The sequence below is a fragment of the Acinetobacter nosocomialis NIPH 2119 genome (assembly GCF_000368085.1).
GTDB lineage: Bacteria > Pseudomonadota > Gammaproteobacteria > Pseudomonadales > Moraxellaceae > Acinetobacter > Acinetobacter nosocomialis.
Genome location: NZ_KB849239.1, coordinates 3772832 through 3799656, shown reverse-complemented (window position 1 = coordinate 3799656; position 26825 = coordinate 3772832). Strand labels below are relative to the sequence as shown.

Here is a 26825-nt window from a genome sequence, read left to right as displayed (position 1 = left end):
AATGCAATTCAATCAAGAATTATCAACAACCCCTTATGTCTTCACTCTTTTGAATAACTGTGAAAATTCGTACAAAGGAAGCCCTACCACATTACTATAACTTCCTTGAATTTTGGGAATATATTGCGAAGCAATTCCTTGAATTGCATATGCACCGGCCTTCCCTACAGGTTCACCTGTGGCCCAATAATCTTCCATATCTTGCGCAGTCATTGGTGCAAACTCAACTTGAGTTTGCACCACTTGACTCAAGATTTGCTGTTGTGTCGCAATACAAATTCCGGAAAACACATCATGCCAACGGCCAGATAATTGTTTCCAGATTTCAAAGGCATGCTGTTTTGAGTCAGGTTTACCAATAATCTGACCATCAAGCCCAAGACTTGTATCGGCAGCAATAACCACGGCATCTGGAAAAATATTTAATACAGCTTGCGCTTTTTCTCTTGCTAAACGTTCAACATATTGATGAACCAGCTCGCCATCATGAATAGATTCATCAATATCAGGGCTATAAATTTCAAAATTTAAGCCCAACTGTTGCAACAATTCTCTACGACGCGGAGAACTGGAAGCTAAAACTAAATGCGCCATTTTGCTAAACAATAATAAACAACAGGCCAAGTTAAGATGCTTGTTATTAATGGTTGCCAATGACGAGCAATCGAAAAATGAATGCCCCCCATCGTTTGGGTTACCCACATAAATGCCAAGTGAGCAATAATCACTAAAATGGCAATCGTCCATAAATTAACGAAAGTTAAAATCCGACGTTCACGTATTAAAAAGCGGGTAACAAAGGTAACAATAACAAAACTTAAGGCATTTAAGCCCAAAGGTGCATCAAGCAAAAGGTCTGTAAAAATTCCCATGCCAAATGCAAACCACACCCCACACCATGTTGGTTGGCAAACGACCCAAAACAACATGATCATAAGCATGAACAATGGACGCCAGCCAGAAATATCGTAGGAAAGTGGGTAAACCATGAGCACAGAACCCACGATAACGGAGAGAATAATTCCCCATAGTGGATCTTTACGCTTCTCACGTTTCAGTTTAGCGATCGGCATAAGGTTGCTCCTTCGCTAATGAGTCAGAGAAAAGCACAACCACGTGATGTCCTGTTGCAAGCTGAGCAGCTGGAGTAATATCAATTTCAGCAAACTCACCTGAATTATGACGACGGATTTTAGCCACCGTACCCACTGCATAACCTGCCGGGAAATGCTCACCTAAGCCAGAACTCAATACTTTATCGCCGACTTGAATATTTGCACTAGTCGGAACATATTCCATTTTCAAACGACCTAAATCACCAGTTCCCGAAACAATCGCACGCATACCTGTACGCTCTAAACGAACAGAGAGTGAATGCTCTTTGTCTGAAAGTAGCATCACACGTGAACTATGAGGATATACATTGATGATTTGCCCCATAATCCCTTTATCATCTAGAACCGTTTGACCCACCTTAAGGTGATCCATTGAACCGCGGTTAATAATGATAATGTGACGTAGCGGATCGGCATCTGTTCCAATCACTTCGGCAATTTCCATACGACCATCAATAATTAATGGCGTATCAAGTAAACCGCGTAATCGGGTATTTTCAGCAGATAATTCAGATAGTTTCTGCAAACGAACCTGAGCCTGTAACAACTCAGCCTGCATTGCAGTGTTTTCACGGCGCAGTTGTGTTTCAGATTTAGTTTGTTGATTCAGCCATTCTCTCGACAGTACCGGATAGCTTGCAAGCGCATAAATTGGATTATATGCAGCGTACAAGACATCCCTTGCTGGCTGAATTACATAAGGCATGCGCCAATCAAAGAACAGCACAACCAAGCATGTAATGACCGCAATAATGAACGAGCGGAAAGATGGCGGCTGTCTTGAAAAAATATTCGGTTGCACCGCCTAATCCTTAAACTTAACCGACGAAAAGCATGTCATGGTTCGGGTTGTCGAAGAATTCCAATACCTTACCACCACCACGGGTCACGCAAGTAAGAGGATCTTCAGCAACAACAACTGGTAAACCAGTTTCTTGCGCTAACAATTTGTCGAGGTTACGAAGTAACGCACCACCACCTGTCAACACAATACCGCGCTCAGCAATATCAGAAGAAAGTTCAGGAGGAGTTTGTTCAAGAGCAGATTTCACCGCACTTACAATGCTTTGTAATGGGTCAGAAATCGCTTGAGTAATTTCATCAGAAGTTACAGTAATCGCACGAGGTACACCTTCTGCAAGGTTGCGGCCACGTACTTCAATTTCTAATGTCGTACCATCAGAAACAGCCATACCTACTTCTTTCTTAATAATTTCAGCTGTGGTTTCACCAATTACGCAACCGTGAGCTTTACGAACATAATTAATGATTTGCTCATCAAATACATCGCCACCAATACGTAAAGAATCGGCATAGACACAACCTTGCAATGAAATAATTGCAATTTCAGTTGTACCACCACCAACATCCACAACCATAGAACCACATGCTTGTTCAACTGGCATGCCAGCACCAATTGCAGCAGCCATTGGCTCTTCAATTAAGCGTACATCACGGGCACCAGCATTAAATACGGCTTCACGAATTGCGCGACGCTCGACCAAAGTTGATTTACATGGTACACATACAACTACACGAGGTGCAGGTGGGAACAAACGTTTTTCGTGAACTTTACCAATGAACTGATTCAACATGGTTTCAGTCACTTCAAAATCTGCAATTACACCGTCTTTCATTGGACGAATTGCAGAAATATTCGCAGGTGTACGGCCTAACATTTGCTTAGCATCTAGCCCTACAGCAGCAACAATTTTTTGTGAACCACTGTGACGAATTGCCACAACTGTTGGTTCATTTAATATAATGCCGCGGCCTGGTGCATAAATAAGTGTATTTGCAGTACCTAAATCAATGGCTAGATCCGGCGAAAACAAGCCAATTAGTCGTTTTAGAATCACGGTTCGTTCTCAGTTAAACTTTCATGTGGATGCAAGGTGGCAACTTTAAACTAAATGTGATGATTTGAACAAGTCAATCGCTTATTATAACGCACGATATTTTGAAAATTTTTAATACTGATTAGGTGATGTTATGTCTACATCGGATGCACAGCATTCAGCAGATTTAAATGCACAAACAGTTTCAGCAATCGCCAATCTTGCTCGATTGTCGCTCAATGATACGCAATCTGCTGAATATGCTCAAAGTCTAAATAAAATTTTAGGCATGATGGAAACCTTAAAAGGCATTGATACGGAAGGCGTAGAACCTTTAAAGAGTCCTTTTGACAATCCTCAACCTTTACGTGCTGATGTGGTAACTGAAAGCAATCATCGAGATGAATACCAAGCAGTTGCGCCTGCAACTCAAGATGGTTTGTATCTTGTTCCTCGCGTGATTGAATAACTTTTACTCAATTAACCCATCTTCCCTATTTTGAATGTAAAGAAATTTTACTCATGACTGATTTACATCGCTTATCAATTCGCGAACTTGCTGAAGGCTTAAGCCAAGCGAAGTTTTCGTCTCGCGAACTGACTGAACACTATTTAAAACGTATTGCTAAAATTGACCCACTGGTAAAAAGCTATGTGACGGTTACACCTGAGCAAGCACTTGCTGAAGCTGACGCAGCCGATGTAGCTTTAAAAGCAGGTAATGCAACTGCTTTAACGGGTATTCCACTTGCTCACAAAGATATCTTTTGTACCAAAGGCATTAAAACCACTGCTGGTTCAAAAATATTAGATAATTTTATTTCTCCTTACGATGCAACTGTTGTTGAAAAAACTAAAGCAGCTGGTCTTGTCACTTTAGGTAAAGTGAACATGGATGAGTTTGCGATGGGTTCAACTTCTGAAAGCTCATATGTAGGCGCAACAAGCAATCCTTGGGCACTTGACCATGTACCTGGTGGTTCATCAGGTGGCTCGGCTGCGGCTGTAGCTGCTGATTTAGCACCATTTGCTACAGGTACCGATACAGGTGGCTCAATTCGTCAACCTGCGTCTTTCTGTGGCTTAACAGGCTTAAAACCAACCTATGGTCGTGTTTCTCGCTTCGGTATCATTGCTTATGCATCATCTTTAGACCAAGCGGGTCCAATGGCACGCTCTGCTGAAGACTGTGCTTACCTCATGAATGTAATTGCAGGTCATGATGCAAAAGACTCAACTTCGGTTAAAAAAGAAGTTGATGACTACGTTGCAAACTTAAATGGCACATCCGTAAAAGGTTTACGTATTGGTATTCCTAAACAGTACTTTAACGTTGCAGGTTTAGATGCCGACGTAAAAGCACGTGTTGAAGAGTCTTTGAAAAAGCTTGAAGAAATGGGTGCAACGCTTGTTGAGATTGACCTCAACATGACCGAAGCTTATGTACCAACGTATTATCTCATCGCGCCAGCGGAAGCATCTTCTAACTTGTCACGTTATGACGGTGTTCGCTACGGTTACCGCTGTGAAAATCCAGCAGACTTGATGGATCTTTATAAACGTTCTCGTTCAGAAGGCTTTGGTCCAGAAGTTCAACGTCGTATCCTTATTGGTACATACGCGCTTTCTGCAGGTTATTACGATGCTTATTATGTGAAAGCACAGAAAGTACGTCGTTTAATTCAACAAGACTTTTTAAAAGCCTTTGAAAATGTAGATGTGATTGCAGCTCCTTCTGCGCCAACAACTGCATATAAAATCGGTGCGAACTTAAGTCCAACTGAAATGTATTTAGGCGATATCTATACACTTGCAGTGAACTTAGCAGGCTTACCAGCCATTAATGCTCCTGTTGGTTTTGATAAAGACAGCTTACCTGTAGGTTTACAATTAATTGGTAACTACTGGTCAGAATCACAACTGTTGTCAATTATTCATCAATATCAACAAAACACTGACTGGCACACCAAACGTGCGGCAATTGCTGAGGAGAATGCATAATGGCTGAAGCTCAAAAGTTGAAATTGATTGACGGTTGGGAAGTCGTTATTGGTATTGAGATTCACACTCAGCTTGCAACCAATTCTAAAATTTTCTCTGGTTCATCGACTGAATTTGGTCAAGACCCAAATACACAAGCGAGCCTGGTAGACTTAGCAATGCCGGGTGTACTTCCAGTTTTGAATGAAAAAGTGGTTGATCTTGCAATTCGTTTTGGTTTAGGTATTGATGCTTACATCGACCAAGCATCTGTGTTTGCACGTAAGAACTACTTCTACCCTGACTCACCAAAAGGCTATCAAATTAGCCAAATGGATAACCCGATTGTGGGCTTGGGTCACATCGACATTCAACTTGAAGATGGTACGACTAAACGTATTGGCGTAACTCGTGCTCACCTTGAAGAAGATGCGGGTAAGTCTGTACACGACCAATTTGAAGGTATGTCTGGCATTGACTTAAACCGTGCTGGTACGCCTTTGCTTGAAATCGTTTCTGAACCAGACATGCGTTCGGTTGAAGAAGCTGTTGCTTATATCAAAGCGATTCACACATTAGTACGTTGGTTAGGTATTTCTGACGGTAACATGGCTGAAGGCTCATTCCGTGCGGACTGTAACGTGTCTTTACGTCGTCCGGGACAACCGTTTGGCACACGCTGTGAGCTTAAAAACCTCAACTCATTCCGTTTCATTGAGCAAGCGATCAATGTGGAAATTGAACGCCAAATGGAAATTTTGGAATGGGGCGGCGAAATTGATCAAGAAACTCGTTTGTTCGATCCAAATAAAATGGAAACGCGTTCTATGCGTTCTAAAGAAGAAGCGAATGACTACCGCTACTTCCCTGATCCAGACTTGTTACCAGTAATTATTCCAGATGAGCAAATTGAGGCCATCAAAGCAACTATGCCTGAGTTGCCAGCAGCACGCCGTGCACGCTTTATTGCAGACTTTGGTGTAACTGAATACGATGCACACGTACTTACGCTCTCACGCGAAATGGCGGACTTCTATGAAGCTGTTGTTGCTGCGGCTGGTGGTGCGAAGCAAGGTAAAATTGCTGCAAACTGGGTAATGGGTGAATTCTCTGGTGCTTTAAACAAAGCAGGCCTAGATTTGGCTGACTCACCTGTTTCTGCTGAACAGCTTGGCGGCATGATTGCACGTATTGTTGACAATACCATTAGCGGTAAGATTGCTAAACAAGTCTTTGGTTTTATGTGGGAATCGGAAGGTAAATCTGCCGATGACATTATTGCGGAAAAAGGCTTAAAGCAAGAAACCGATACTGGTGCAATTGAAGCAATCATTAAAGAAGTACTTGCAGCCAATGAAAAAATGGTTGAAGAATACAAGTCTGGTAAAGAAAAAGCCTTTAACGGTCTTGTTGGTCAAGTCATGAAAGCATCTAAAGGGAAAGCTAACCCTGCGCAAGTAAATGAATTAATGAAAAAATTGATTGGTTGATTTATTGGCTAGTTAATTGATTTAATGATATAAAATCCCCACTTCATGTGGGGTTTTTATATGAAACTTGAAAAATTAAATTTACAAAATCAAAGACATTTAGACGAAGTATTTAAAAAATTAGATTCTTGCACTTTTGATCATACAGAATATGGAAAAAAAGATGGTCGTCTAATCTTAGGAAAGACTGCGTATGTATTTAGTCTAGAAGCCGAAGAATATTGGAATTGTTTTTTATTAAAAATTTTAACTTTAAAAGGGTTAAATAATTTTGTTTCCCTAAAGACGATTGAGAAAGAAATTAGACCGATCTATGAAGATTTCTTAATTACAAAAACACCTGTAAATGTTGATGATTTTAATTCCATCCTAGTCAAGCTAGAAAAACTTAAAGTTAGAAATACAACTTACTATTTCAAAGTTTATGGATTACATGTACATAATAAAGTCAAAGTTGATAATATTTGTATATCTCAATTCAACAATTATTTTAAAGAAAAAATAGAAAACCACTTATTTAAAATTACCGAACAAATCAAAATCCAAGAAAATGGACTAAATGAAAATAGATCATATTATTTAGACAAAATAACCGATAAAATCAAAGAATATAATAATTTTTCAGTAATTGAGGTATCAAACTTAGGTGATGATGATTTAAGCTATGCTCAAAGTATTCAAGATGCTCAAAATTTTCTTAATGAGATTATTTTTGCTATCAGCATAAGCTCTAACTTGAATCATAAAATAGGTTTTGAAAAAACTAATCAAGATGAAATTCAAATAAGAGTTAATTACACTGAAGATAGTATCGGTCTGACTTCTCAAAAGTTACTGCATGGCGCATCTTTTAGCTTAGAAAATAATGAATTTAGTAATGTTGATAAAATTTATAAAAACTATAGCTTCCCCCTTTATAGTAAAAAATATCACTTCGATTTAATTAATAATTTACAAAACGCTATTAATTGGTTTGCTGATGCTGCTAACTCTAAAGAAAATCGTAAAAGTTTTTTATTTTATGCTATAGGTCTAGAGGCTTTATTCACCCTGGATCATCGTGAAAATATAACAAAAAATTTAGCAGAAAGTTGCGCTTTTTTACTGTCAACTAATTTACAGAGTAGAAAAAATATTTTTAAAAATATTACATATTTATATCAACAGCGAAGTGGTATCGCTCATGGTGGAAATAAAAATATAGAAACCGCTGACTTACGAATGATCAAGAAATACTTAGCATATTCGATTCTTAGTATTATTACATTAATTCAAGAAGGAAAATTATATTCTATTCAAGACTTCAAAGATTTTTTACTTAATGAGAAGTTTAAATAAAAATATATTATACAATCAACACAATAGTCTTCGTCATTAGGAAATACGAAGACTTAAGATATATTTATATTTCATGGTTATCATTTAAAAACCTATTCGGTAATTATTCCAAAAACTATTCCAAACGACTGATGTTAAAAACATTGTTACCAATTTATTTAAATCAATATAGAGCAAGACTCAATATAAAAATTTGATATTTAATAATATTTCCAAAAAAATTGTGACTAACTATTGAAAATCGCCTCCAAGTACCTTATCCCCTTGAGCCTGAATCACACCTTTGGTCAAACAAAATTGATTGGTTAATTTCATTAGCTAACTCAACGAAAAAGCCTCGATTTATCGGGGCTTTTTTATATGACCTACAAGATACACTTCGACTAAAGAATATTCTTTTTTCTAAAAAAACACATAGCGGCTGTGCTAATTTAAATTAAAAATTGAAATCACTTATATTTTAAAAAGAGAGATAAATCATGTCTAAAAAGATTTTAATGTTAGTCGGTGACTATGCTGAAGACTATGAAACTATGGTTCCATTTCAGTTCTTAACAGGTTTAGGTTATACCGTGCATGCTGTTTGCCCGAATAAAAAGAACGGCGACCATATTGCGACGGCTATTCATGATTTTGAAGGTGAACAAACTTATAGCGAAAAACGTGGCCACAACTTTGCAATTAACTATGATTTTGATGCCGTTAATACTAAAGACTATGTAGGTCTAGTTATTCCGGGTGGTCGAGCGCCAGAGTACTTACGTATGAATGAACGTGTTGTCGAAATTGTACGTGAATTTGATAGAGTGAAAAAACCAATTGCAGCCGTATGCCACGGCGCTCAGTTACTCGCTGCGGCAGACATTTTAAAAGACCGTCTCTGCTCGGCTTATCCAGCATGTGCAGCCGAAGTAAAATTAGCAGGTGGGCAATATGCAGACATTGCTGTAACTGATGCCGTTACCGATGGGCATTTGGTGACTGCTCCAGCTTGGCCTGCACATCCAGCTTGGTTAGCACAATTTGTGAAAGTTTTAGGCGCTAAGATTAGTATCTAATAAGATTCTTCATCTCAAATACAATAAAGCCTGCACTTAGATAGCAGGCTTTATTATTAAAATAGAAAACTAGATTTTTTATCTTGTAATTCCTAATTTATTCCAAATTTCTGGTGTTAAAAACGTTGTCACCAATTTATTTAAATCAATATAGCGTAATGTGCCCTGCAACTGCTGTTTAACGGCTGGGTCTTTAACAATATCTTCACCAGCACTTTGACCTAACTGCTGGAAAGCTTCTCCAACTGCCTTCACACCTTCTGCTTTAATCACGGCCTTTGTTTGAGCAGAACATTGCTCTACAATTATCCGCTGTAAAACTTGAGCCAGTTTTTGGTCTAACTGATCTTTTTGCTCAGGCGTTACATTACTAAATGCTTTTAAATCTGGATGAGCCGCTAAAGCGGTAAATGTCCATTGAAGCACCGTGGTTTTATCTGAAGCTGTCGTTGCTTTAACTAAACAATCACTGAGCTGATCGACCGTTGGACCAGCCATTGCAATTTGTGTTGTGCCTAGTACAGCCGCCGCCACACATATTGAACGGCTCAGGTGTGAAAACTTACGGCGAGCAATAGCGTAAAGATGACGTGACATAGGTCTAGCTCCAATAAATAATCTGTTCTTTTTATCACAGAGTCACTAACGTTACCTGTTATGACTCTGTAACCACAAAATACTTATTTCACCACAGACTCTATTCGATCAAGCTCCCACACTCCACCTGCTGCCAAGCCTTTACACATGCCTGTCCACATATCTTTCGTGTGTACAAAACTCTTACCATCCCATACCCACTCTTCACTTGCCCAGCAATCTCCAATGCCTCTTCCCTTTTGAGCACTACTAATCAAACCGCTATCAAAATCTGAAGCTGTCTCAGTCACAAAAGTCGCTTTACCGTTTAAAGACTCATCTAGTACCCAAGCACCATACCCTTCGTTATAAGCACCTCTCCAACACAAGGTAGTCGCCAAAACTTTCTTATTGGTTAATTTATATAGTTCAATTTCTTGTGGTTCAGCTCCATCACTATTCCCACCATAAACGCCTTCACAAAAGCCGTCTTCTTTCGGATTCGGCTTAGCTGCCATCAAACTACGGTATATTGCTTGGTACTGTTTACTTTTTGGCTGTAAAGTTAAGTAAGGTTTGGTTGAAGTACGAATACGCTTCACAACTAGTTTTGGCTCAGGCATAAGCACTTGATTTTCATTGGTACTGCCCTTTTTGACTAAAGCCCCAACCGTTCCGATACGCTTCTGAAAATCATCCATCTTTAATAATACGGCAGTCATTCCAGCATCGGAAATTTTCCATTTATGCTGCGCATTTTTAAATACTATTTCAGTCTTCTGTTTGGACTGCTGTAGTAGAGCATTGACTTGCGAACCGTTTAGCTTACCCATAATTGGCAACTCAGTGCCATCTACAGACACAAGCCCTAAATCTTTGCCATTGATATAAAAATGGATATTTTTAAGCTGCTTTACAGGTATGCTTTGTTCATAGTCAGACAAAGCAAACTCAACTTGCACAGGTTGTTTTGGCCCTGCTTTACGCGTTACTAAAATTGAAGCTGGATTATCACCATTGTCTTCATTTTGATAGCCAGCAGCCTTACAAGTACCTGTATTACTACAATAAATTTCCCATTCTTGATGAGAAAATGAAATGCCTTTAATGTCTTGAGCAAAACTATAAGAACTTATTGCCGCTAAGCAGCAAATTGAAAGTATATTTTTCATTTTCCATATCTCTATAAGTCTGTTTTTATTATGAAGTTAAAAACAGTATTCAATTTTGAATTACCTTATAGTTTAAAAGAATATGTTAGATTTATATAAGATTTTAAATTGATTACTTTCTAAAAATGAAAAAATTAAATTCTTTTTTATGGGCATCATTAGTCAGCCTAAATTCAACTGTTTATGCAGAAGTAAAAAACTTTACTCCTCATTTCCCCCAATTTTATAGCTCTGCTGCAACCCGCAAAGCAGATAATCAGTTCTACAAGCTTGGAGAAGCAAATTTTTTAAACGGCGTTGCAGTCCCTTTTTATGGCGTTACGGCACAGAACCCAATAGAAGATGGTTTACTTAAAAATTTTGAAAAATGCACGCTTAAAAGCTGCAGCTTTAATTTTAAACTTGATGCTCAACATGCCAAGCAACTCAAGCTTCTTGCATTACCTGAAACAGGTTTAGTACTGGTTCCAAGAAATTGGCAAGATGTACAAGCAAATGCAGGTGCAAATGGAACTGGTTTTGCTTTAGCAATGAGTCCAGATCAAAAACAAGCGATAGAACTTTATGACTCTTCTTTTTGCGTTGGTTGTGGATTACCAAATGCAACGCTTTATTTTCCTGAACTGTTAAAAGAAAGTGTTGAAAATGAATTTGGCGGATTCAAAGACCCTAAAAAACTCATTAATATTGTTCATCCTTCTAAAAAAGTAGCTTTTTTTAGCTACCAAATTCCTCAATTGAACAATAAAACGCATGGTATTGCCAAATATGATGATGAGGACACTTTTAACTATAAAGAGATTCAAGTCACCTTAGATAAGTCGCAGCAGTCTTTGGTTGGCCCTATCCTTAATTTTTATAATGCAACCCATTAAATCAATAGCCATAAAAAAACCCGCTTTCGCGGGTTTTCTTTTATTTATGCAATATAGACTCAAAAGCTTTTAAACGCTTATAAATCGAAAGTAACTCAATAATGGTTTTCCATGAACTAATTAAATATTGGAATGATTCACGAACCTTATCAAATACACCACCAATTTGGTTAATTAAGCCTAACGTCATCTTCCCACTCGCAATTGCAGGGAATAAGACAACTAGACTATATAAAATGTCTAATTGCTTATACCAAGTTGCTACCAAGTTAAAGTAAGCATAATGAAAATAAAGACGGAAATAGTTTGTACGGACTCGACTAAAAAGCTCTTTTAAAGTAGCCGGTTTTGCACGTTCAATATGATCTTCACCATAAACTAGTTCTTTACGATAAGCTGCTTCTACTTTTTGATTGTTAAATTGTAGACCAGGCAATTTAATACCAACAACCATTAATAAAATGGTACCAAAAGCTGCCCATACAATTGCGGCCCATACCAAAGAGTGATCTAACTCACCAACAATAGGTAAAACAGGAACGTGTTTAGAGAGCTGAAATAAAATAGGTAAAAATGCAATTAAAATCATCACAGCTTTTACCAGTTCAACCCCCAAGTCCTCCATAATAGTTGCAAAACGCATGGTGTCTTCTTGTACACGCTGCGAAGCACCTTCAATATGGCGAAGCTTTTCCCAATGTTCTGTGTAGTATTCATTCATTGCCGTACGCCAACGGAATACATAATGACTGGTGAAAAAAGCATTAATTACGGCCAAGGTCACAGCAACCATTGCAATATAAAGAAAAACTAGAGTTTCACTGTATAATGCTGAGAGGTCTCCACCTCCATCAGAAAGCATTTTTTGAATTAAGTCCCAAAATGGTACATACCATGCATTAATGGCAACACTGACCTGAACACCAAACCAGATATTAAATAAAATAAATGCCGATCCCCAGATAGACCAACGCTGCCACGGATTATTAGAAACAATTTTCCAAAAACCGGCAAACAATGCTGTGGAGACTAAAAACCAGACATAAAACCATAAGAAAGTTGGAGACCAAAAACGGCTAACGCCAACAGGTAATTGAGCCTGATGATAGCCTTGAGCAAAGCCGATAAAAGTTCCCCATGTGTTTCCACCTGTGTACCAGAGCACCATATTTAGTGCGATCCAAATAACCGCCGATATAAAAAAATACCGTGGTGACGGAAAAAAAGATTTGAACATTGAGCGTTGTTATCCCTATATTTCTTCAAATTTGCAATGAGGAGAATACTAAAACCTAAACCTTAAAATTGTGAAGGGCAAAGTTTAGAGAATTGTCAGTTTTTCCCGTTTCATTGAAGGATTTGATCGTTTTTTTGTAAATTCATCCTTGTTGCAATTTAATCCGTTTAAATTGCTTTGCATATGACTCCCTTAAGAGCCATATACAGCTTTTATATCATAGCAATATGGGTGTTTAAATCTCTTCTTTACGAACAATATAGCCTTCAAGCTGCATAGCCTGAATTAAAGGTTCCAGATCTGGAGCACTTTTTAACTCAACATCGACACTTACCGCACTTTCTTTTGCACGGCTTGTAGCGGCAAAGCGTTCATGGCGCAGTTCATAAATATTACCGCCTTGCTCAGCAATAATTGCTGTTAAACGCGCTAAAGCCCCCGGATTATCTGGTAATTCAACACGAATACGAACCATACGCCCCGTACGCGTTAAGTGACGCTGCAATACAGAAACCATTACACGTGTATCAATATTGCCCCCAGATAACACCACGCCGACTTTATGACCTAAAAATAGATCTGGTCGAGACATAATTGCAGCGATACCTGTCGCCCCTGCTCCCTCGCACACTGTTTTTTCAATGTTAAGCAACAGCGCAATCGCTTCTTCAATCATGTCTTCAGTGACTACCACAATATCATCAACATATTCTTTAGCCACTTGGGTCGTAAGCTCACCCGGAGTTTTAACCGCAATACCTTCAGCTACGGTTGAACCTAATGAAACCGCAATTTGATAGTTACAAAGCAATTTCGCCATGCTTGGGTAAACAACCGACTGAACCCCGATTATCTTAATTTTAGGATTTATCGATTTTGCCGCAATCGCAATACCTGAAATGAGACCACCACCGCCAATAGGGACCACCAATATGTCCAAGTCAGGTACGGCACCTAGCATTTCAAGTGCAATGGTGCCTTGACCAGCAATAATTTCAGCATCGTCAAAAGGATGAATAATAGTTAATGATTCTTCTTGGGCAACACGGTGCATTTCAGCAGCAGCTTCTGAAAAGTCTTGTCCATGCAAAATAACCCGTGCACCGTATTCACGTACACGTTGTACCTTTACATTCGGTGTTGATTTAGGCATGACAATGGTTGCAGTTACACCCGTACGCTGAGCATGATAAGCAACGCCTTGTGCATGGTTACCGGCTGAAGCAGCGATTACACCATGTTGCTTTTCTTGCTCAGATAAACTTAAAAGCTTATTTAATGCGCCCCGTTCTTTAAAAGAAGCCGTAAATTGTAGATTTTCAAATTTCAGCCACATTTCTGCCCCTAAAGTTTTAGAAATGGTTTCTGAAAAAACAAAAGGCGTTTTAACCACTAAACCATCTAAACGCTCTGCAGCGGCATGTATATCTTCTAATGTTGGAAACTCATGTTTTACCTGTTGCTGAATCATCTAATTAATCGGCCTCAATATGTTACAAATCAATTATTTTTTTGAAAATAGCATGAATTTCTCATATCTGTCATGAGTAGTTTTCAGCATAACTCCACTATACAAAAATTTTTGTCAGTACATACAAATCTTTTATTTTTCAACAAAAAAGCCCTTCTCGGGCTTTTATTTAATTTTCATATACTTGCTTTTAATTTATTTTGACTGAGCGCTTAATCCATCGGTAGAGAGATTCTGTTCAGCTATTTTTTCATCAATCGCAAACTGAATATCCGACAGTTTTGCATTTGCTGCCTCAACACCAGCTCGCATAGTAGCTTCACGGCCTTTCACATCAAAAATATGCGCTTTTTCTCTTAAATCCGGTTGAATCACGACATCTGCATATTGAAGCTCTTCAGCAGCTAAACGCCCTTGCATAATATTAATATTCTGGTTAAACAGCCCCCATACATTCGAGGTTTCCGTATAAATCGGTTGAGCCAGAATATCTACAGCAATAATGACATCTGCACCTAAGTCTCGTGCTACTTCAACAGGAACCGGACTCACTAAACCGCCATCTACATATTCAGATTTACCAATTTTAGTGGGGACAAACATACTTGGTATTGAGGCTGAGGCTCTTACAGCTTGCCCAGTATTGCCGTAGTTAAATACTGTTTTGGTACCATGCTTAAGCTCTGTTGCGACCACATACATTGGAATTTTCATTTTTTCGAGTGGTAAATTATTTACTTGCTGATTTACATAGTCTTCAACTTTTTTCCCGTCAAAAAAACCTTTTAAACCAATACTGATATCACGAACGTCACCCGCTTTCATTTTTAATGCGGTATCACGCAGTTCATCAGGTGTTTTTCCACTGGCATAAATTGCCCCAACAATACTACCTGCACTAGTTCCTACGATAAAATCAGGGCGAATACCATGTTGCTCTAAGACTTCAATAACACCAATATGTGCATAACCTCGAGCACCTCCACTACCTAACACCAATGCGACAACTGGTTTTTTATGCTGCTTCTTAAGCTGTGCAAAAGGCTGGTCAACAAAACGTGAATATGCCTCTGCCGTTTGTGGTTTTAAGGCAGATAAGTGTGAGGTGGTCTGGCACCCAGCCAACACCATAGAAAGTCCGAGAACCCACAATTTAAGCTGTTTCATGGCCCATCTTTGCACTATGACATTAATTTCGGAATTGCAATTTTAGTTGCTCATTTTGTGAAAAGCTGTAGTGAATTTATTTAATTTGTCATGTTTAAATTTTATACTCAAGTGTTTTTATGCTCCATAAAAAAAGCCCCTTATTTCTAAGAGGCTTTTTTGAAAATTACCAAATATCTGAATCGACTTTTTTCTTCAACTCTGGATATTTATTAATTTTAAATTCTGGTTCTTTAATACCTTGTTTTAATTGCTCACGGTAGTCTTTCAATAAAGTACGAGCTACAGGTGTTAATAGTAAAATTGCGACTAAGTTAATAGTAGCCATGATACCCATAAACAAGTCAGCCATTGACCAAACTAATGGAACACTACCAATTGCACCGAAATACACCATCACCAATACAAAAATACGGAAGATGAACATAATTTTCGGGTTGTTATTAATGAACTGCACATTACTTTCTGCATAAGCATAGTTCCCTAATACAGCAGAATAACAGAACAAGAATAATAGAACTGCTAGGAAGTCAGAACCCCAGTGTCCAACTTGAGTCTCTAATGCGCGTTGAGTTAATTCAACACCAACAAAGCCTGCATCATGATAAACACCAGAAACCAAAATGATGATTGCTGTACTTGTACATACAATGAAGGTATCTACGAATACACCCAGCATTTGCACTAAGCCTTGGTTTACAGGATGTTTTACATCCGAAGCAGCGGCAGCATTCGGAGCAGAACCCATACCAGCTTCGTTTGAGAACAAACCACGCTTAATACCCTGCATCATTGCCATTGATATGGCAGCACCGAAGAAACCACCTGCCGCAGCATTGAAATGGAAAGCTTCAGTTACAATGAGTTTTAAAACATCAGGTAAAATTGCATAGTTGCTTAATGCAATATACAACGCAACAGATAGGTAAAGACCCGCTTTTAAAGGTACAAACATTTCTGCAAATTTAGCGATACGTTTAATACCACCAAAAATTGCCAATGCAACCATCACAACAAGAGCAAGACCAACCCAAGAAATTTCTAAATCAACACCACCTAAATGAGCAATAAGATTGGCTTTGTCCCAACCCCATGCATGTGAAGATGCATTTGCAATCGCATTGATTTGAACTGAGTTAAATACGAAACCATAGGTAAAGATTAATGCCAGTGCGAAAACTACACCAAAGGTTTTACTACGTAAACCTTGAGTAATATAGTAAGCCGGTCCACCACGGAACTGTTTGCTCTTGTTGTCTCTCACTTTAAATAGCTGAGCAAGTGTAGACTCAATGAAAGCCGAGCTCATACCAAGAACAGCGGTTACCCACATCCAGAACACTGCACCAGGACCACCAATTGCGATAGCGATTGCTACACCAGCAATGTTACCTACCCCAACACGGCTCGCAAGGCCTGTTACGAACGCCTGAAAAGGAGTAAGACCATGCTCGTCTTCGCCTTCAGTACGACTGCTTTTCATAACACGAATACTTTGCAAGAACATGCGAATTTGCACTGCTCCTGTTAAGACCGTATAAAAAATACCGACAGCCAGCAAGAAAATAACCAGAAAATCCCATAAAGGGTCATTAAAAAATTTTACCCACGACATCAGTGTGGCATTGAGTTGTTCATTCATACTCGGTCCGCTTACGTTCTTGCTAAAGTGCTATTAGCACAAGCCAAAATCTGCAATAAACAAAAAAGCCCCTAGCAATAGGGACTTTTTCAGTACATTTAAGAAAAAACTTTTAATGTCAATTGAATAGCAATTATCGTCACAAGTTTAAGCAACATGATGCCCAGCACTAAGCCTTTGAAGGTCGCATGAGAGAAAGCATCCTTCAAATAAAATGAATTCATCGCATTACTGAACATATTCCCATTTGGGTGAACAGTATGCATCGACTCGGCTACAAACTTGGAAACTAACAAATGACCACCGCTAAATCAGCTCGATTAATGATTCCCATCAATTAATCGAGTTATAAAAACTGGATTTAAGCCAATAAGCATATTTACATATACTTTTGGGCGAATGTCTAAACTGGATTTAAATTTCAAAGACTGTAACAAGCCATCGCTATGACGCGACTATCTGCGCCCCTTTCTTTGTTATTCAAGAAGAGTGCGTTGAGATGTGTACCAAGCTGTTGTATTTTTTGTGGCTTAGTCGTTGCGTGAGTTAAGTTCATTTTCATGGTCGCAATGGTAATCGCCAATCCTTGTTTCATGAACTGCTTGTTGATGAGCGGTAAACTCATGTAAAGCTCCTTATACCTCGTGTATTTCTCCATTCCTGCACAAAATCCTTTTTGTAAAAGTATTTTGTTATGCAGCCACTACTTTTTCCTAACGTGAGTATGGAGAAATCATACCTGCGTAAAAAAGTCGGTATTATGCAGAAATTTAAAATTTTGTGTATGTTTTTCATTAAAAGATTATGCTCTTTAAGGTTATTTTTCATACAAAACCATCTGTTTTGTACTGTTTTTAAACATATTCTACCTTTTTTCTAATTGAATATTTTTTACTCAAACTTTATTTTCATTTTAATTTAATGACCAAACAAGTCACAATATTTTGTCTATTTAAATCTAAAATGACACTTTCAAACTCTCATTGATTAGACATTTGTCTAAACGAATCGAGTCATCATACATATAAGGAAATCACTTTTCTAATATTTTTTGTTTATAAATGCATCAATTTTGGCGCACAAAATTAGACTTTTATAAACATTAAACATTGAGAATAAGATCAGGAGTCCTCATGAATCTGGAACAAATCCGCCTTGTTGACGAGGCCATTACCTCTCGACACTCTGTCCGTGCTTTTTTAAACACACCCATTGAGCCCGAAATCATTAAGGATATCTTAAAAGTCGCGAGCCGAGCACCTTCAGGAACCAATACTCAACCGTGGAAAGTCTATGTCGTGACAGGACAAAAACGTGATGAAATGGTAGAGCGTGTTTGTACAGCACAGATTGAGATTTCTAAAAATCCAGAACTTGCAGAACAATATAAAGAAACTTTTGCCTATTATCCTGAAAAATGGATTTCACCTTTTATTGACCGTCGCCGAGAAAATGGCTGGGGACTTTATGGTCTATTAGAAATTAAAAAGGGCGAAAAAGAAAAAATGGCTGCACAGCAGTTACGTAACTTCAAACTGTTTGATGCACCAGTCGGAATTTTCTTTACAGTCAATAAAGCAATGGGAATTGGTTCCAAAATGGATATCGCCATGATGATTCAAAATGTCATGGTCGCGGCCAAGGCTCGGGGATTAGACACCTGCCCTCAAGCCGCTTGGAACCATTTCCATCCGTTAGTGTTAGATATTTTAGGCGCAGCAGATGACGAAGAGTTGGTATGTGCAATTGCGCTAGGTCATGCCGACCCTGCACACATTGTGAATACTTTTATTACGCCTAGAGAGCCTGTAGAGAATTTTGCAGTTTTTCTTGATTAAAGACTCAAGCAAACCACTCTCTTAAAATCAAGAGAGTGCTTGGCTTTTTGCTTGTCGCGTCGCTTTTAAAACAACAATAAAACCACTTAATGTAAATAACACCATCATCACTCCCATATTGAGTGATGCAGACCAAATAAGGAAGTTAAGAAGTACGCCACCCAATAAACCGCAAGCAAATTGCATACTGCCCATAATTGCACTAGCGGTTCCTGCACGAGCACCTTGCTTTGACATGGCTAGAGCCATGGCATTTGGTCCAGTTAAACCAATTCCTGAAATCGCTAAAAACAGTCCTAACATTACTAGCCATAAAGGTGCTGCAGAAATTAAACCAGCAATCAACACAATACTTGCACCTGTCACCTGTACCATTGAACCGGCTTTTAAACGCTTAGTAATTTCAACACGTGTAGTTAAGTGCTTATTTAAAGATGACATTAACATAATGCCAAAAGCATTCAGTCCAAATACATAAGCAAACTCTTGTTGATTTAGCCCATACTGATCCATAAAAACGGCGGGAGCTGAGCTGATATAACAAAATAGCGCTGCACCTGTTAAACATCCTGCAAACATAGACAAACGGAAGCTCGCATCTTTGAAAATAGCACCATATAAGGTAGCCACTTGATATAGAGTTAATTTGAGCCTCTTATCAGTTGCCAAAGTTTCTTTAAAAAAGAAATGTACACATAGCCAACAAATTGCGCCCACAATTGAAAGCGCAATAAAAATCGCTTGCCACGGAAACCAGATTAAAATCCAAGCTCCAATCATAGGTGCCAAAATAGGCGCTAAACCCATTACAATCATCATGCTAGAAAAAGCTTGTGCCGAACCTTGCACATCTAACCGATCGCGTATAGCAGCACGAGCCATAACCACACCTACACAACCACCTAAAGCTTGTAAAATACGGGCAGCAATTAGGCTCCATTCATTTGTAGCGAGCACGCAAAACAAGCTTGCGACTGCATAAAGCGCAAGCCCAAAATAAAGAGGCTTTTTTCGACCGATACGGTCGCTTAAAGGACCATATACCAGTTGTCCAATGGCTAAACCAAAAAAATAAGCTGGCAATGTATTTGCTACCATTTGCGTACTCACCCCAAAATCATGGGCCATTTGAGGCAACGCAGGTAAGTACATATCAATGGATAATGGCCCTAAAGCCGTGAGTAAAGCGAGCAACATAATCCAGCCAATAGAATATTGACGCTGGGCTGTTTGTTCAGACATAACGATATTTCATTTTTCAATCATTTGCATACAGACAAGCTTACACTGTCTATCGTATGATTTGTGCAACATTGGTGTAGAAATACGCAAATCCTTTATCACTCAGGTTGATCAGCAAGGACTTCATTTGAAATCTTGGTTTAAACGCCTAAAAAGAGCGACTTATAACACATCATTTATGTATAACGTGCGGATGCTGATTGCCTTTTCAGGAACTGCGTTCGTGCCTTATTTTCTAGGCCATCAATTAGCAACAATTCCCCTCACTTTAGGTGTGGTCGCAGCTGGTTTAAGTGATATTGATGATCGCTTTTCAGTGCGAATCATGAATTTGATTTACACCTATATTGGTTTCTTCATTACTGCCGCTTCCGTGCAATTACTTTTCCCTTATCCAATGCTTTTTGCACTAGGGTTGATTGCCTCTTGTATTGGTTGGATTCTACTCGGGTCACTAGGCCGCCGTTACGCGACAATCTCTTATGGATGTCTGGTTGTTTCGGTTTATACCATGTTGGGGGTTCATTTATTTGACCAATGGTATATTCAGCCAGCGCTTTTAGTTGCGGGAGCAGCATGGTACGGACTTATTGCAACCATTAGCTTTTTATTATTTCCTGTTCGCCAACTTCAAGACAAACTAGCAGCCTCTTATGGTTCGTTAGGTGACTTCCTATTTGCCAAATCCAATTTATTTGATGTTGATATGACTCCTGCCAGTTATCAGCAAAGCATGATTGATCTTTCATTAGAAAATGGCAAATTGATTACTATTTTTAATGATCTTAAAACCGCCCTTTTAACCCGCTTAAAAGGTGACCGAGGACAAAAAGACACTCGCCGTAGCCTACATTATTATTTTGTCGCACAAGATATTCATGAACGTGCAGACTCTGCTCATATCGACTATCAAAAGTTAGCAAAGATTTTTCAGCACAGTGATATTTTATTCAGATTTCAGCGTATTTTGGCGGTTCAGGGTAAAGCCTGCCAGGAGTTGAATGAATGTATTTTACAACGCAAACCATATATCCATAACAAACGTTTTAAACAGAGTTTTGAGAACTTACGCTTATCTTTAGAAAAATTAAGAAAAGATCAACAGTATGACTTGTTATGGGTAAATGCTCTTTTTGCCTTATACCGAAATTTAAAATCTATTGACTCACAATTACTCAACTTAGAAACGGAACAGCATATTCAGTCAGACAAAGTAAAGCAGGCTGAAAACCAACTCAAAGATGATGATTTAAAAGGTTGGAATGATATTGTTGTTCGAATAAAACAAAATTTAACACCTGAATCTGTACTGTTTCGTCATGCCATTCGAGTTTCGATTGTTCTTTTTATTGGATATGTATTTATTCAAACCACCCGAATCGAATATGGCTACTGGATTATGTTGACAGCGTTATTTGTTAGTCAACCTAACTTTAACGCGACCAAACGTCGTTTACGTTTACGTATAGTTGGGACATTAGTCGGAATTATTGTCGGACTAAGCGTGGTATTCCTCGTACCTTCCGTAGAAGGACAATTAGTCATGCTGGTCTTAAGCGGCGTACTATTTTTCGAGTTACGCAGTAAGCAATATGCTCAAGCAACCGCTTTCATCACAATTTTGGCATTAATTAACTTTAACTTAGATGGCTCGGCAGTCGCTGCGGCTATTCCTAGATTTGTAGATACCCTAATTGGATGTGCTTTAGCGTGGTTTGGTGTCACCTTTATTTGGCCTGACTGGAAATTCCGTCGTCTACCGCGCAGCATTCGACGCTCTTTACAAGCACAATGTAATTATTTAGCTGAAGTGGTAAAACAATATCACGAAGGACATAATCATGCCCTCAATTATCGTATTGTTCGCCGCGCTGCTCATAATACCGATGCTGAAGTCGCCTCGCTTATTTCAACATTAGCGACAGAGCCTGACTTTGACCCTACTCGCAAGTCAGATATATTTGAATTTTTATGCCTTAATCATACATTTTTAAGTTATATCGCGGCACTTGGAGCACATAGAGAAAAGATTCAGGATCAAGCTGTTCTTAACGTTTTAGATCAAGCATTAGACGATATACAAGGTGCGCTGTTAAGAGATGAAATGCCTGATTTGACAGCACAAAATATGCTTAAGACGATACGTCAGCGTTTAAGCCAAAATGATGAAGATGACCAGAAATCACTGATTATTTTACAGCAGTTATCACTGATGCTAAGTGTTTTGAATCGATTTAGTATGTTGAAACAACGCCTAAGTCATGATCTAGATAATGATGCCAGCGAACTTGCATCATTATAAATTTGAGTCGGAATTTAGTATGAAATTGGCATAATATCCTTTCCTGAGTTATGCCAATTAATGCTAAACTTAAAACAGTTTACAATTTGTTATTTGCACTATGACCGCGAAAACTTTATATGCTTATACGCTTCAGCCAGTTCCTTACGAGGTTACAGAAGCTGAACAACGTAATGCACAACTTCTTATCTGGCGCAGCACCAATAAAATCAGCACAAAAATCTGGGCAATTATGGGCGTAATTTTAGCCCTTGCGATTTTAGGTCTTATTTTTATTAAGAACTATTCTACAGTGATTTGCTGGGTAGCCATTGTTGGTGTAGTACTTTATTACCTTGGCCGCACATATGGTTTGGAATGGTACGTTAAGCGTAAGATGAATGAGTTTCCTGTACAGGAAATCAAAGGTATTCGCTTAGGTGTACAACCTCACGGTATCGTAATGCGCCAGCAAATGGGATTACAAGAAGGCGTTGGGACCATTGGATGGAAAAACATCTATGAATGGTACAACACCCCTGACTTTATTTTAGTTAACTTTAAAGTAAAAGATCCTAAGGGCCAAGAACAGCAAGGTGCGTATATCTTGCCTAAACGCATGGACTCTAAAAACTTTTCTTTCAATACAATTCGTAAGCATTTGAAAGAAACTGTAGGTGAACCGAAAACTTTATAATTTCACCCCATTAAAAAGCCTCCGTTATAGGAGGTTTTTTATTAAGCTAAAAATAAATGATAATGAAAATTAATATTATCTCCAAAATCCATATTATCTACGCAATCTTCGGCTATACTTCGTTACAAGATCTCCATCATATTTACATTTTCGACCATGTTTAAAAAGTTTTTATTTCAAATTCATTGGTTTCTGGGTATTAGTGCTGGCCTCATCTTATCTATTATGGGTGTTACAGGCGCAATTTATTCTTATGATCAACAAATTTTAAAATGGGTAAATACAGATAGTTATGTTGTTCAAGCAGAAAGCACTCCTAAGCTTACCCCCGCTCAACTTTACCAACATTTCGCAACAACCCAGCCAGAAATTAAAATTAATAGCATTACGATTGCCAAAGACCCTACCGCCTCCTCTGTTGTCAATATTGAAAAAGAAGGCGAACGACGTGGCTACAATATGATGGTCAACCCTTACACAGCACAGGTATTGCCTGATGTTAAAGGTCGCGAGTTACTTTTATTAATTCAACAAATTCACCGAAACTTAACTGCTGGAGAGTTCGGTAAACAAATTACTGGTGCTTGTGCCTTAATGCTCATCTATTTTGTTTTGAGCGGATTATATTTACGTTGGCCAAAGAAGCACTCTGCACGTCAATGGCTTGCTGTTAAACCCAAACTTAAAGGTCGAAATTTTATTTGGGATTTACACGCTGTCGTAGGTACTTGGGTTATTGTTTTTTATCTTCTTTTTGCATGTACAGGTCTATACTGGTCATATGACTGGTGGCGTAGCGGTATGTTCAAAGTATTAGGTGTAGAACAACCTAAAATACAAGGACATGGCGGAGCTGGACGCAATAAAGACAAATCTTCTGAAACTAAATTAGATAGCACTCAGCTGATTACTGCCCTCAACCAAACCTGGAGCGGTTTTAATAATCAAGTTGGACGTGACTATTCAACTTTAACAGTAAACTTACCGAAAAAAGACGATGGAAAAGTTGAATTAAGTTTTGTAGATGCAACGCCACAACACGAGCGTGCACGTAACCAAGCTGTCTATAACTATAAAACTGCCAATATTGAAAAGATGGAGCTTTATGGAGATAAAAAGCTTAATCAAAAAATCATGAGCAGCATGTTACCTGTACATCGTGGCAGCTTTTTTGGACCAGTCTATCAATTTGTAGCAATGCTTGCGTCTTTAGCCATGCCATTATTCTTTGTTACCGGTTGGATGCTTTATCTAAAACGCCGTAAACAGAAAAAATTGACACAGGCAGCTCGTCAGTCTTTAGCTGGTCACTACATTGATGAAAATGCGAAACCTTGGTTAATTACTTATGCCACCCAAACAGGAGTTGCAGAGCAACTTGCGTGGAGTACCGCAACCAGCTTACAAGAAGCACATCAGCCTGTTCAGGTTAAATCTATACAACAGTTAACTGAAGCGGATTTACGGGAACATGAACAAATTCTTTTTGTGATCAGTACCTATGGTACTGGAGAGGCACCAGACTTAGCTTCTAATTTTGCAAAAAAGCTATTAAAAACAAAATTAGAACTTCAGCATCTCAGATATGCCATATTAGCCTTAGGTTCAAAAGAATACCCAGATACATATTGTAGTTTTGGTCACACTGTAGATGGATGGCTTAAAAACAATGGTGCAAAAGCTTACTTCGATACTATCGAGGTAGATAATGCAAATCCAACACATATTCAAAACTGGAATCAAGCTCTTGTAAAAGCAACTAAACTAGAGCTGCATGCTGTTAATATTGAAAAAGTGTTTGATAATTGGATATTACAACAACGTGACTTGCTCAACCCAAATAGTCTAGGGCAACCAGCTTACAATATTGAACTTACAGCAAATCATGAAGCTATATGGCAAGCTGGAGACATTGCTGAAATACAACCGGGCAATAGCCCTGAACGTATTAATGAGTTTTTACAGCACCATCATATTCTTAGAAATGCAGTGGTAGACTCGCTACAAATCTCCATTGAAAAAGCACTTTGGAATAAAAATTTAACGGGTGAGATTGAACCGTTTGCTAATCTGGACCACTTATTAGAACAACTCCCTACTCTACCAACACGAGAATATTCAATTGCTAGTATCCCTTCTCAGCAAGTACTTCGTTTGGTTGTTCGCCAGCAAACCGATGAATCTGGTCATTTAGGGTTAGGATCTGGCTGGCTGACTCAATACACAGAAATTAATCAGAGTATTGCATTACGTATTCGCACCAATGAGTCTTTTCACTTGATCGATGATAATCGTCCAATTATCTGTATTGGTAATGGAACTGGAATCGCGGGTTTAATGAGTTTACTTCATACGCGAACTCGTCATAACTATACTGAAAACTGGCTAATTTTCGGTGAACGCCAACGCGCTCATGATTTCTTCTATGCATCAACCATTGAAGCTTGGCAAACAATGGGAATGTTAAAACGACTTGATTTGGCATTCTCACGGGATCAAGAGCAACGTGTTTATGTTCAAGATATCATTCAACAAAATGCAGTTGAATTGGCCAACTGGATTGAACGCGGCGCAGTTCTTTATGTTTGCGGAAGCATTGAAGGAATGGCTAGCGGAGTAGATCAAGCACTGATTGATATTTTAGGTGAAGAACAAGTTGATGAGCTAAGACAACAAGGTCGTTATCGCCGTGATGTTTATTAAACATCAATAAATAATAAAGCCGAGTAATAGCCGAAAAGCTTTACTCGGCTTTTTATTGCGATCAGCATTGAATTTGGAATGATTTTGCATACACTGTCTGCAATTTAAATTGCAACTCTAAACACAATGCAAGTCACTAAGTGGATTCGGATTTTCTTGGCCATCATTGGTTCAATTTTATTTTTAGACGGCTTATTTCTAGCTTTCCTAAATAAAATTCATGTAGGCACAATTGTTCCTTTAATCTTAGGGGCATTTTTCTGCCTCTATGCCTTATTTTATTATCATCTGGAACGTTTTTTCTTTTATCACTATCGCCTGCATTCAGTTTGGCGTTTCGGATGGTTATGTTTCTGGATCTGGTTGATTAGCTTAGGCTATTTTTTTAGTTTTATTAAAGATAATAAAGATACAGGCCAAAATATTCCCGCGGTGAAAGCAATCATTGTTTTAGGTAGTGGTGTCGAAAATGGACAGCCTTCAGCCATTCTTGCAAAACGCCTCGATACAGCAGCTCCAGTTGCCCTTTCACAACCTCACGCAAAAGTTGTTTTAACAGGTGGTTTAGACTTTTCAGAGAAAGAATCCGAAGCATTAGTTATGTCTCGTTACCTTGAACAGCACTTTCACATTGCCAAAGAAAGAATGATTCTTGAGGACAAAAGTACAAGTACAGAACTTAACCTTAAAAACAGTAAACCATTACTTGAGCAAGCTCATATTAGTATTGATCAACCTATTGCAATTGTTACAAGTGACTTTCATACCCCAAGAGCTGCAGCTATTGCAAAGAAACAAGGCTATACCCATATTTATACAGTTGCTGCCGAAACTCCTTTAGTCAGTCGCTATAACGCTTGGCTGCGTGAATACTTTGCGTACGCGAGTGGCTGGATTCTAAACGAGTATTAATCTTGGTTCAGAAAGCTGCTATTGCTTTACGGTATGGCAGCTTTTATTAAACGAGAGAGCAATCACAATTTAAAGTAATAAATCTGAACTTAAAAATTAAGAAAGAGAAAGAGAAAGAGAAAGAGAAAGAGAAAGAGAAAGAGAAAGAGAAAGAGAAAGAGAAAGAGAAAGAGAAAGAGAAAGAGAAAGAGAA

24 protein-coding genes are annotated in these 26825 nt (G+C 38.5%); 11 read left to right on the top strand and 13 right to left on the bottom strand.

The genetic code is table 11. The features are described from left to right. Positions 1–33 precede the first annotated feature (33 nt). The 4 genes from F984_RS21710 to F984_RS21695 are packed head-to-tail and all read right to left on the bottom strand — an operon-like array spanning position 34 to position 2974. On the bottom strand, positions 34–594 hold the full coding sequence (locus F984_RS21710; RefSeq protein WP_004712129.1) for a Maf-like protein: 561 nt from the start codon (positions 592–594) through the stop codon (positions 34–36). Continuing rightward, on the bottom strand, positions 582–1073 hold the full coding sequence (gene mreD, locus F984_RS21705; protein WP_002051447.1) for a rod shape-determining protein MreD: 492 nt from the start codon (positions 1071–1073) through the stop codon (positions 582–584). Before mreD ends, F984_RS21710 begins: the two co-directional genes overlap by 13 nt. Continuing rightward, positions 1060–1917: a rod shape-determining protein MreC gene (mreC, locus tag F984_RS21700; protein WP_002051136.1), complete on the bottom strand. Its 858-nt coding sequence runs from the start codon at positions 1915–1917 to the stop codon at positions 1060–1062. The genes mreD and mreC overlap by 14 nt, the downstream gene beginning before the upstream one ends. Before the next feature lie 16 nt (positions 1918–1933). Further along, on the bottom strand, positions 1934–2974 hold the full coding sequence (locus tag F984_RS21695; RefSeq protein ID WP_000601379.1) for a rod shape-determining protein: 1041 nt from the start codon (positions 2972–2974) through the stop codon (positions 1934–1936). Positions 2975–3107: 133 nt separating this feature from the next. Here F984_RS21695 and gatC point away from each other — a divergent pair, with 133 nt between their 5' ends. The 5 genes from gatC (at position 3108) to F984_RS21670 (ending at position 8819) form a co-directional block, all read left to right on the top strand. Beyond that, positions 3108–3422, top strand: a complete 315-nt coding sequence (gatC, locus tag F984_RS21690) for an Asp-tRNA(Asn)/Glu-tRNA(Gln) amidotransferase subunit GatC (protein ID WP_000107699.1) — start codon at positions 3108–3110, stop codon at positions 3420–3422. Positions 3423–3475: 53 nt separating this feature from the next. After that, positions 3476–4954 (top strand): Asp-tRNA(Asn)/Glu-tRNA(Gln) amidotransferase subunit GatA, encoded by a 1479-nt coding sequence (gene gatA / locus F984_RS21685; protein ID WP_004712125.1) that lies wholly within the window; start codon positions 3476–3478, stop codon positions 4952–4954. After that, positions 4954–6423: an Asp-tRNA(Asn)/Glu-tRNA(Gln) amidotransferase subunit GatB gene (gene gatB, locus F984_RS21680; RefSeq protein ID WP_004712122.1), complete on the top strand. Its 1470-nt coding sequence runs from the start codon at positions 4954–4956 to the stop codon at positions 6421–6423. Before gatA ends, gatB begins: the two co-directional genes overlap by 1 nt. A gap of 60 nt (positions 6424–6483) precedes the next feature. Continuing rightward, positions 6484–7761, top strand: a complete 1278-nt coding sequence (locus F984_RS21675; protein ID WP_025469383.1) for a HEPN domain-containing protein — start codon at positions 6484–6486, stop codon at positions 7759–7761. Positions 7762–8240: 479 nt separating this feature from the next. Beyond that, complete coding sequence (locus F984_RS21670; RefSeq protein ID WP_004712115.1) at positions 8241–8819, top strand: DJ-1/PfpI family protein; 579 nt, start codon at positions 8241–8243, stop codon at positions 8817–8819. Positions 8820–8897: 78 nt separating this feature from the next. Here the strand turns inward: F984_RS21670 and F984_RS21665 are convergent, their stop codons facing one another. Further along, positions 8898–9416 carry a hypothetical protein gene (locus tag F984_RS21665; RefSeq protein WP_002051323.1) on the bottom strand — a complete coding sequence of 173 codons (519 nt, stop codon included), beginning with the start codon at positions 9414–9416 and terminating at the stop codon, positions 8898–8900. An 83-nt stretch (positions 9417–9499) separates the two neighbouring features. Further along, positions 9500–10567 (bottom strand): DUF1176 domain-containing protein, encoded by a 1068-nt coding sequence (locus F984_RS21660; protein WP_004712113.1) that lies wholly within the window; start codon positions 10565–10567, stop codon positions 9500–9502. 125 nt (positions 10568–10692) lie between these two features. Between F984_RS21660 and F984_RS21655 the strand changes: the two genes are divergently transcribed. Continuing rightward, a complete protein-coding gene (locus F984_RS21655; RefSeq protein ID WP_004712111.1) occupies positions 10693–11442 on the top strand; it encodes a DUF4850 domain-containing protein in 750 nt (249 codons plus the stop codon). A gap of 40 nt (positions 11443–11482) precedes the next feature. On the opposite strand, the gene sbmA is transcribed toward F984_RS21655, so the two are convergent. The 6 genes from sbmA to F984_RS21630 all read right to left on the bottom strand — a co-directional run bounded on the left by sbmA (position 11483) and on the right by F984_RS21630 (position 17584). Beyond that, positions 11483–12679 (bottom strand): peptide antibiotic transporter SbmA, encoded by a 1197-nt coding sequence (gene sbmA, locus F984_RS21650; protein WP_022575713.1) that lies wholly within the window; start codon positions 12677–12679, stop codon positions 11483–11485. Between the two features lie 235 nt (positions 12680–12914). Further along, the gene (locus F984_RS21645; RefSeq protein WP_004712107.1) at positions 12915–14150 is read right to left on the bottom strand and encodes a threonine ammonia-lyase; all 1236 of its coding nucleotides are present in this window, start codon (positions 14148–14150) and stop codon (positions 12915–12917) included. A 195-nt stretch (positions 14151–14345) separates the two neighbouring features. Further along, positions 14346–15317, bottom strand: coding sequence for a patatin-like phospholipase family protein (locus tag F984_RS21640; RefSeq protein ID WP_002051248.1), 972 nt, complete (start codon positions 15315–15317; stop codon positions 14346–14348). 166 nt (positions 15318–15483) lie between these two features. Then, positions 15484–16959 (bottom strand): alanine/glycine:cation symporter family protein, encoded by a 1476-nt coding sequence (locus F984_RS21635; RefSeq protein WP_002051404.1) that lies wholly within the window; start codon positions 16957–16959, stop codon positions 15484–15486. Between the two features lie 98 nt (positions 16960–17057). Next, entirely contained in the window at positions 17058–17198 is a 141-nt protein-coding gene (locus F984_RS22705) for a hypothetical protein (RefSeq protein WP_079377098.1), read from the bottom strand. A gap of 182 nt (positions 17199–17380) precedes the next feature. Beyond that, on the bottom strand, positions 17381–17584 hold the full coding sequence (locus F984_RS21630) for a hypothetical protein (RefSeq protein WP_002051146.1): 204 nt from the start codon (positions 17582–17584) through the stop codon (positions 17381–17383). A 508-nt stretch (positions 17585–18092) separates the two neighbouring features. Between F984_RS21630 and F984_RS21625 the strand changes: the two genes are divergently transcribed. Continuing rightward, entirely contained in the window at positions 18093–18797 is a 705-nt protein-coding gene (locus tag F984_RS21625; protein WP_001047584.1) for a nitroreductase, read from the top strand. 27 nt (positions 18798–18824) lie between these two features. Here the strand turns inward: F984_RS21625 and F984_RS21620 are convergent, their stop codons facing one another. After that, positions 18825–20039, bottom strand: coding sequence for a multidrug effflux MFS transporter (locus tag F984_RS21620; RefSeq protein ID WP_004712101.1), 1215 nt, complete (start codon positions 20037–20039; stop codon positions 18825–18827). 127 nt (positions 20040–20166) lie between these two features. On the opposite strand from F984_RS21620, the gene yccS reads away from it, so the two are divergent. The 4 genes from yccS (at position 20167) to F984_RS21600 (ending at position 26632) form a co-directional block, all read left to right on the top strand. Beyond that, positions 20167–22341: a YccS family putative transporter gene (gene yccS, locus F984_RS21615; protein ID WP_001982073.1), complete on the top strand. Its 2175-nt coding sequence runs from the start codon at positions 20167–20169 to the stop codon at positions 22339–22341. Positions 22342–22441: 100 nt separating this feature from the next. Then, complete coding sequence (locus F984_RS21610; protein WP_002051565.1) at positions 22442–23017, top strand: SdpI family protein; 576 nt, start codon at positions 22442–22444, stop codon at positions 23015–23017. Positions 23018–23173: 156 nt separating this feature from the next. Next, positions 23174–25720 (top strand): PepSY domain-containing protein, encoded by a 2547-nt coding sequence (locus F984_RS21605; RefSeq protein ID WP_004712099.1) that lies wholly within the window; start codon positions 23174–23176, stop codon positions 25718–25720. Between the two features lie 126 nt (positions 25721–25846). Continuing rightward, complete coding sequence (locus F984_RS21600) at positions 25847–26632, top strand: YdcF family protein (protein WP_004712098.1); 786 nt, start codon at positions 25847–25849, stop codon at positions 26630–26632. Positions 26633–26825 lie beyond the last annotated feature (193 nt).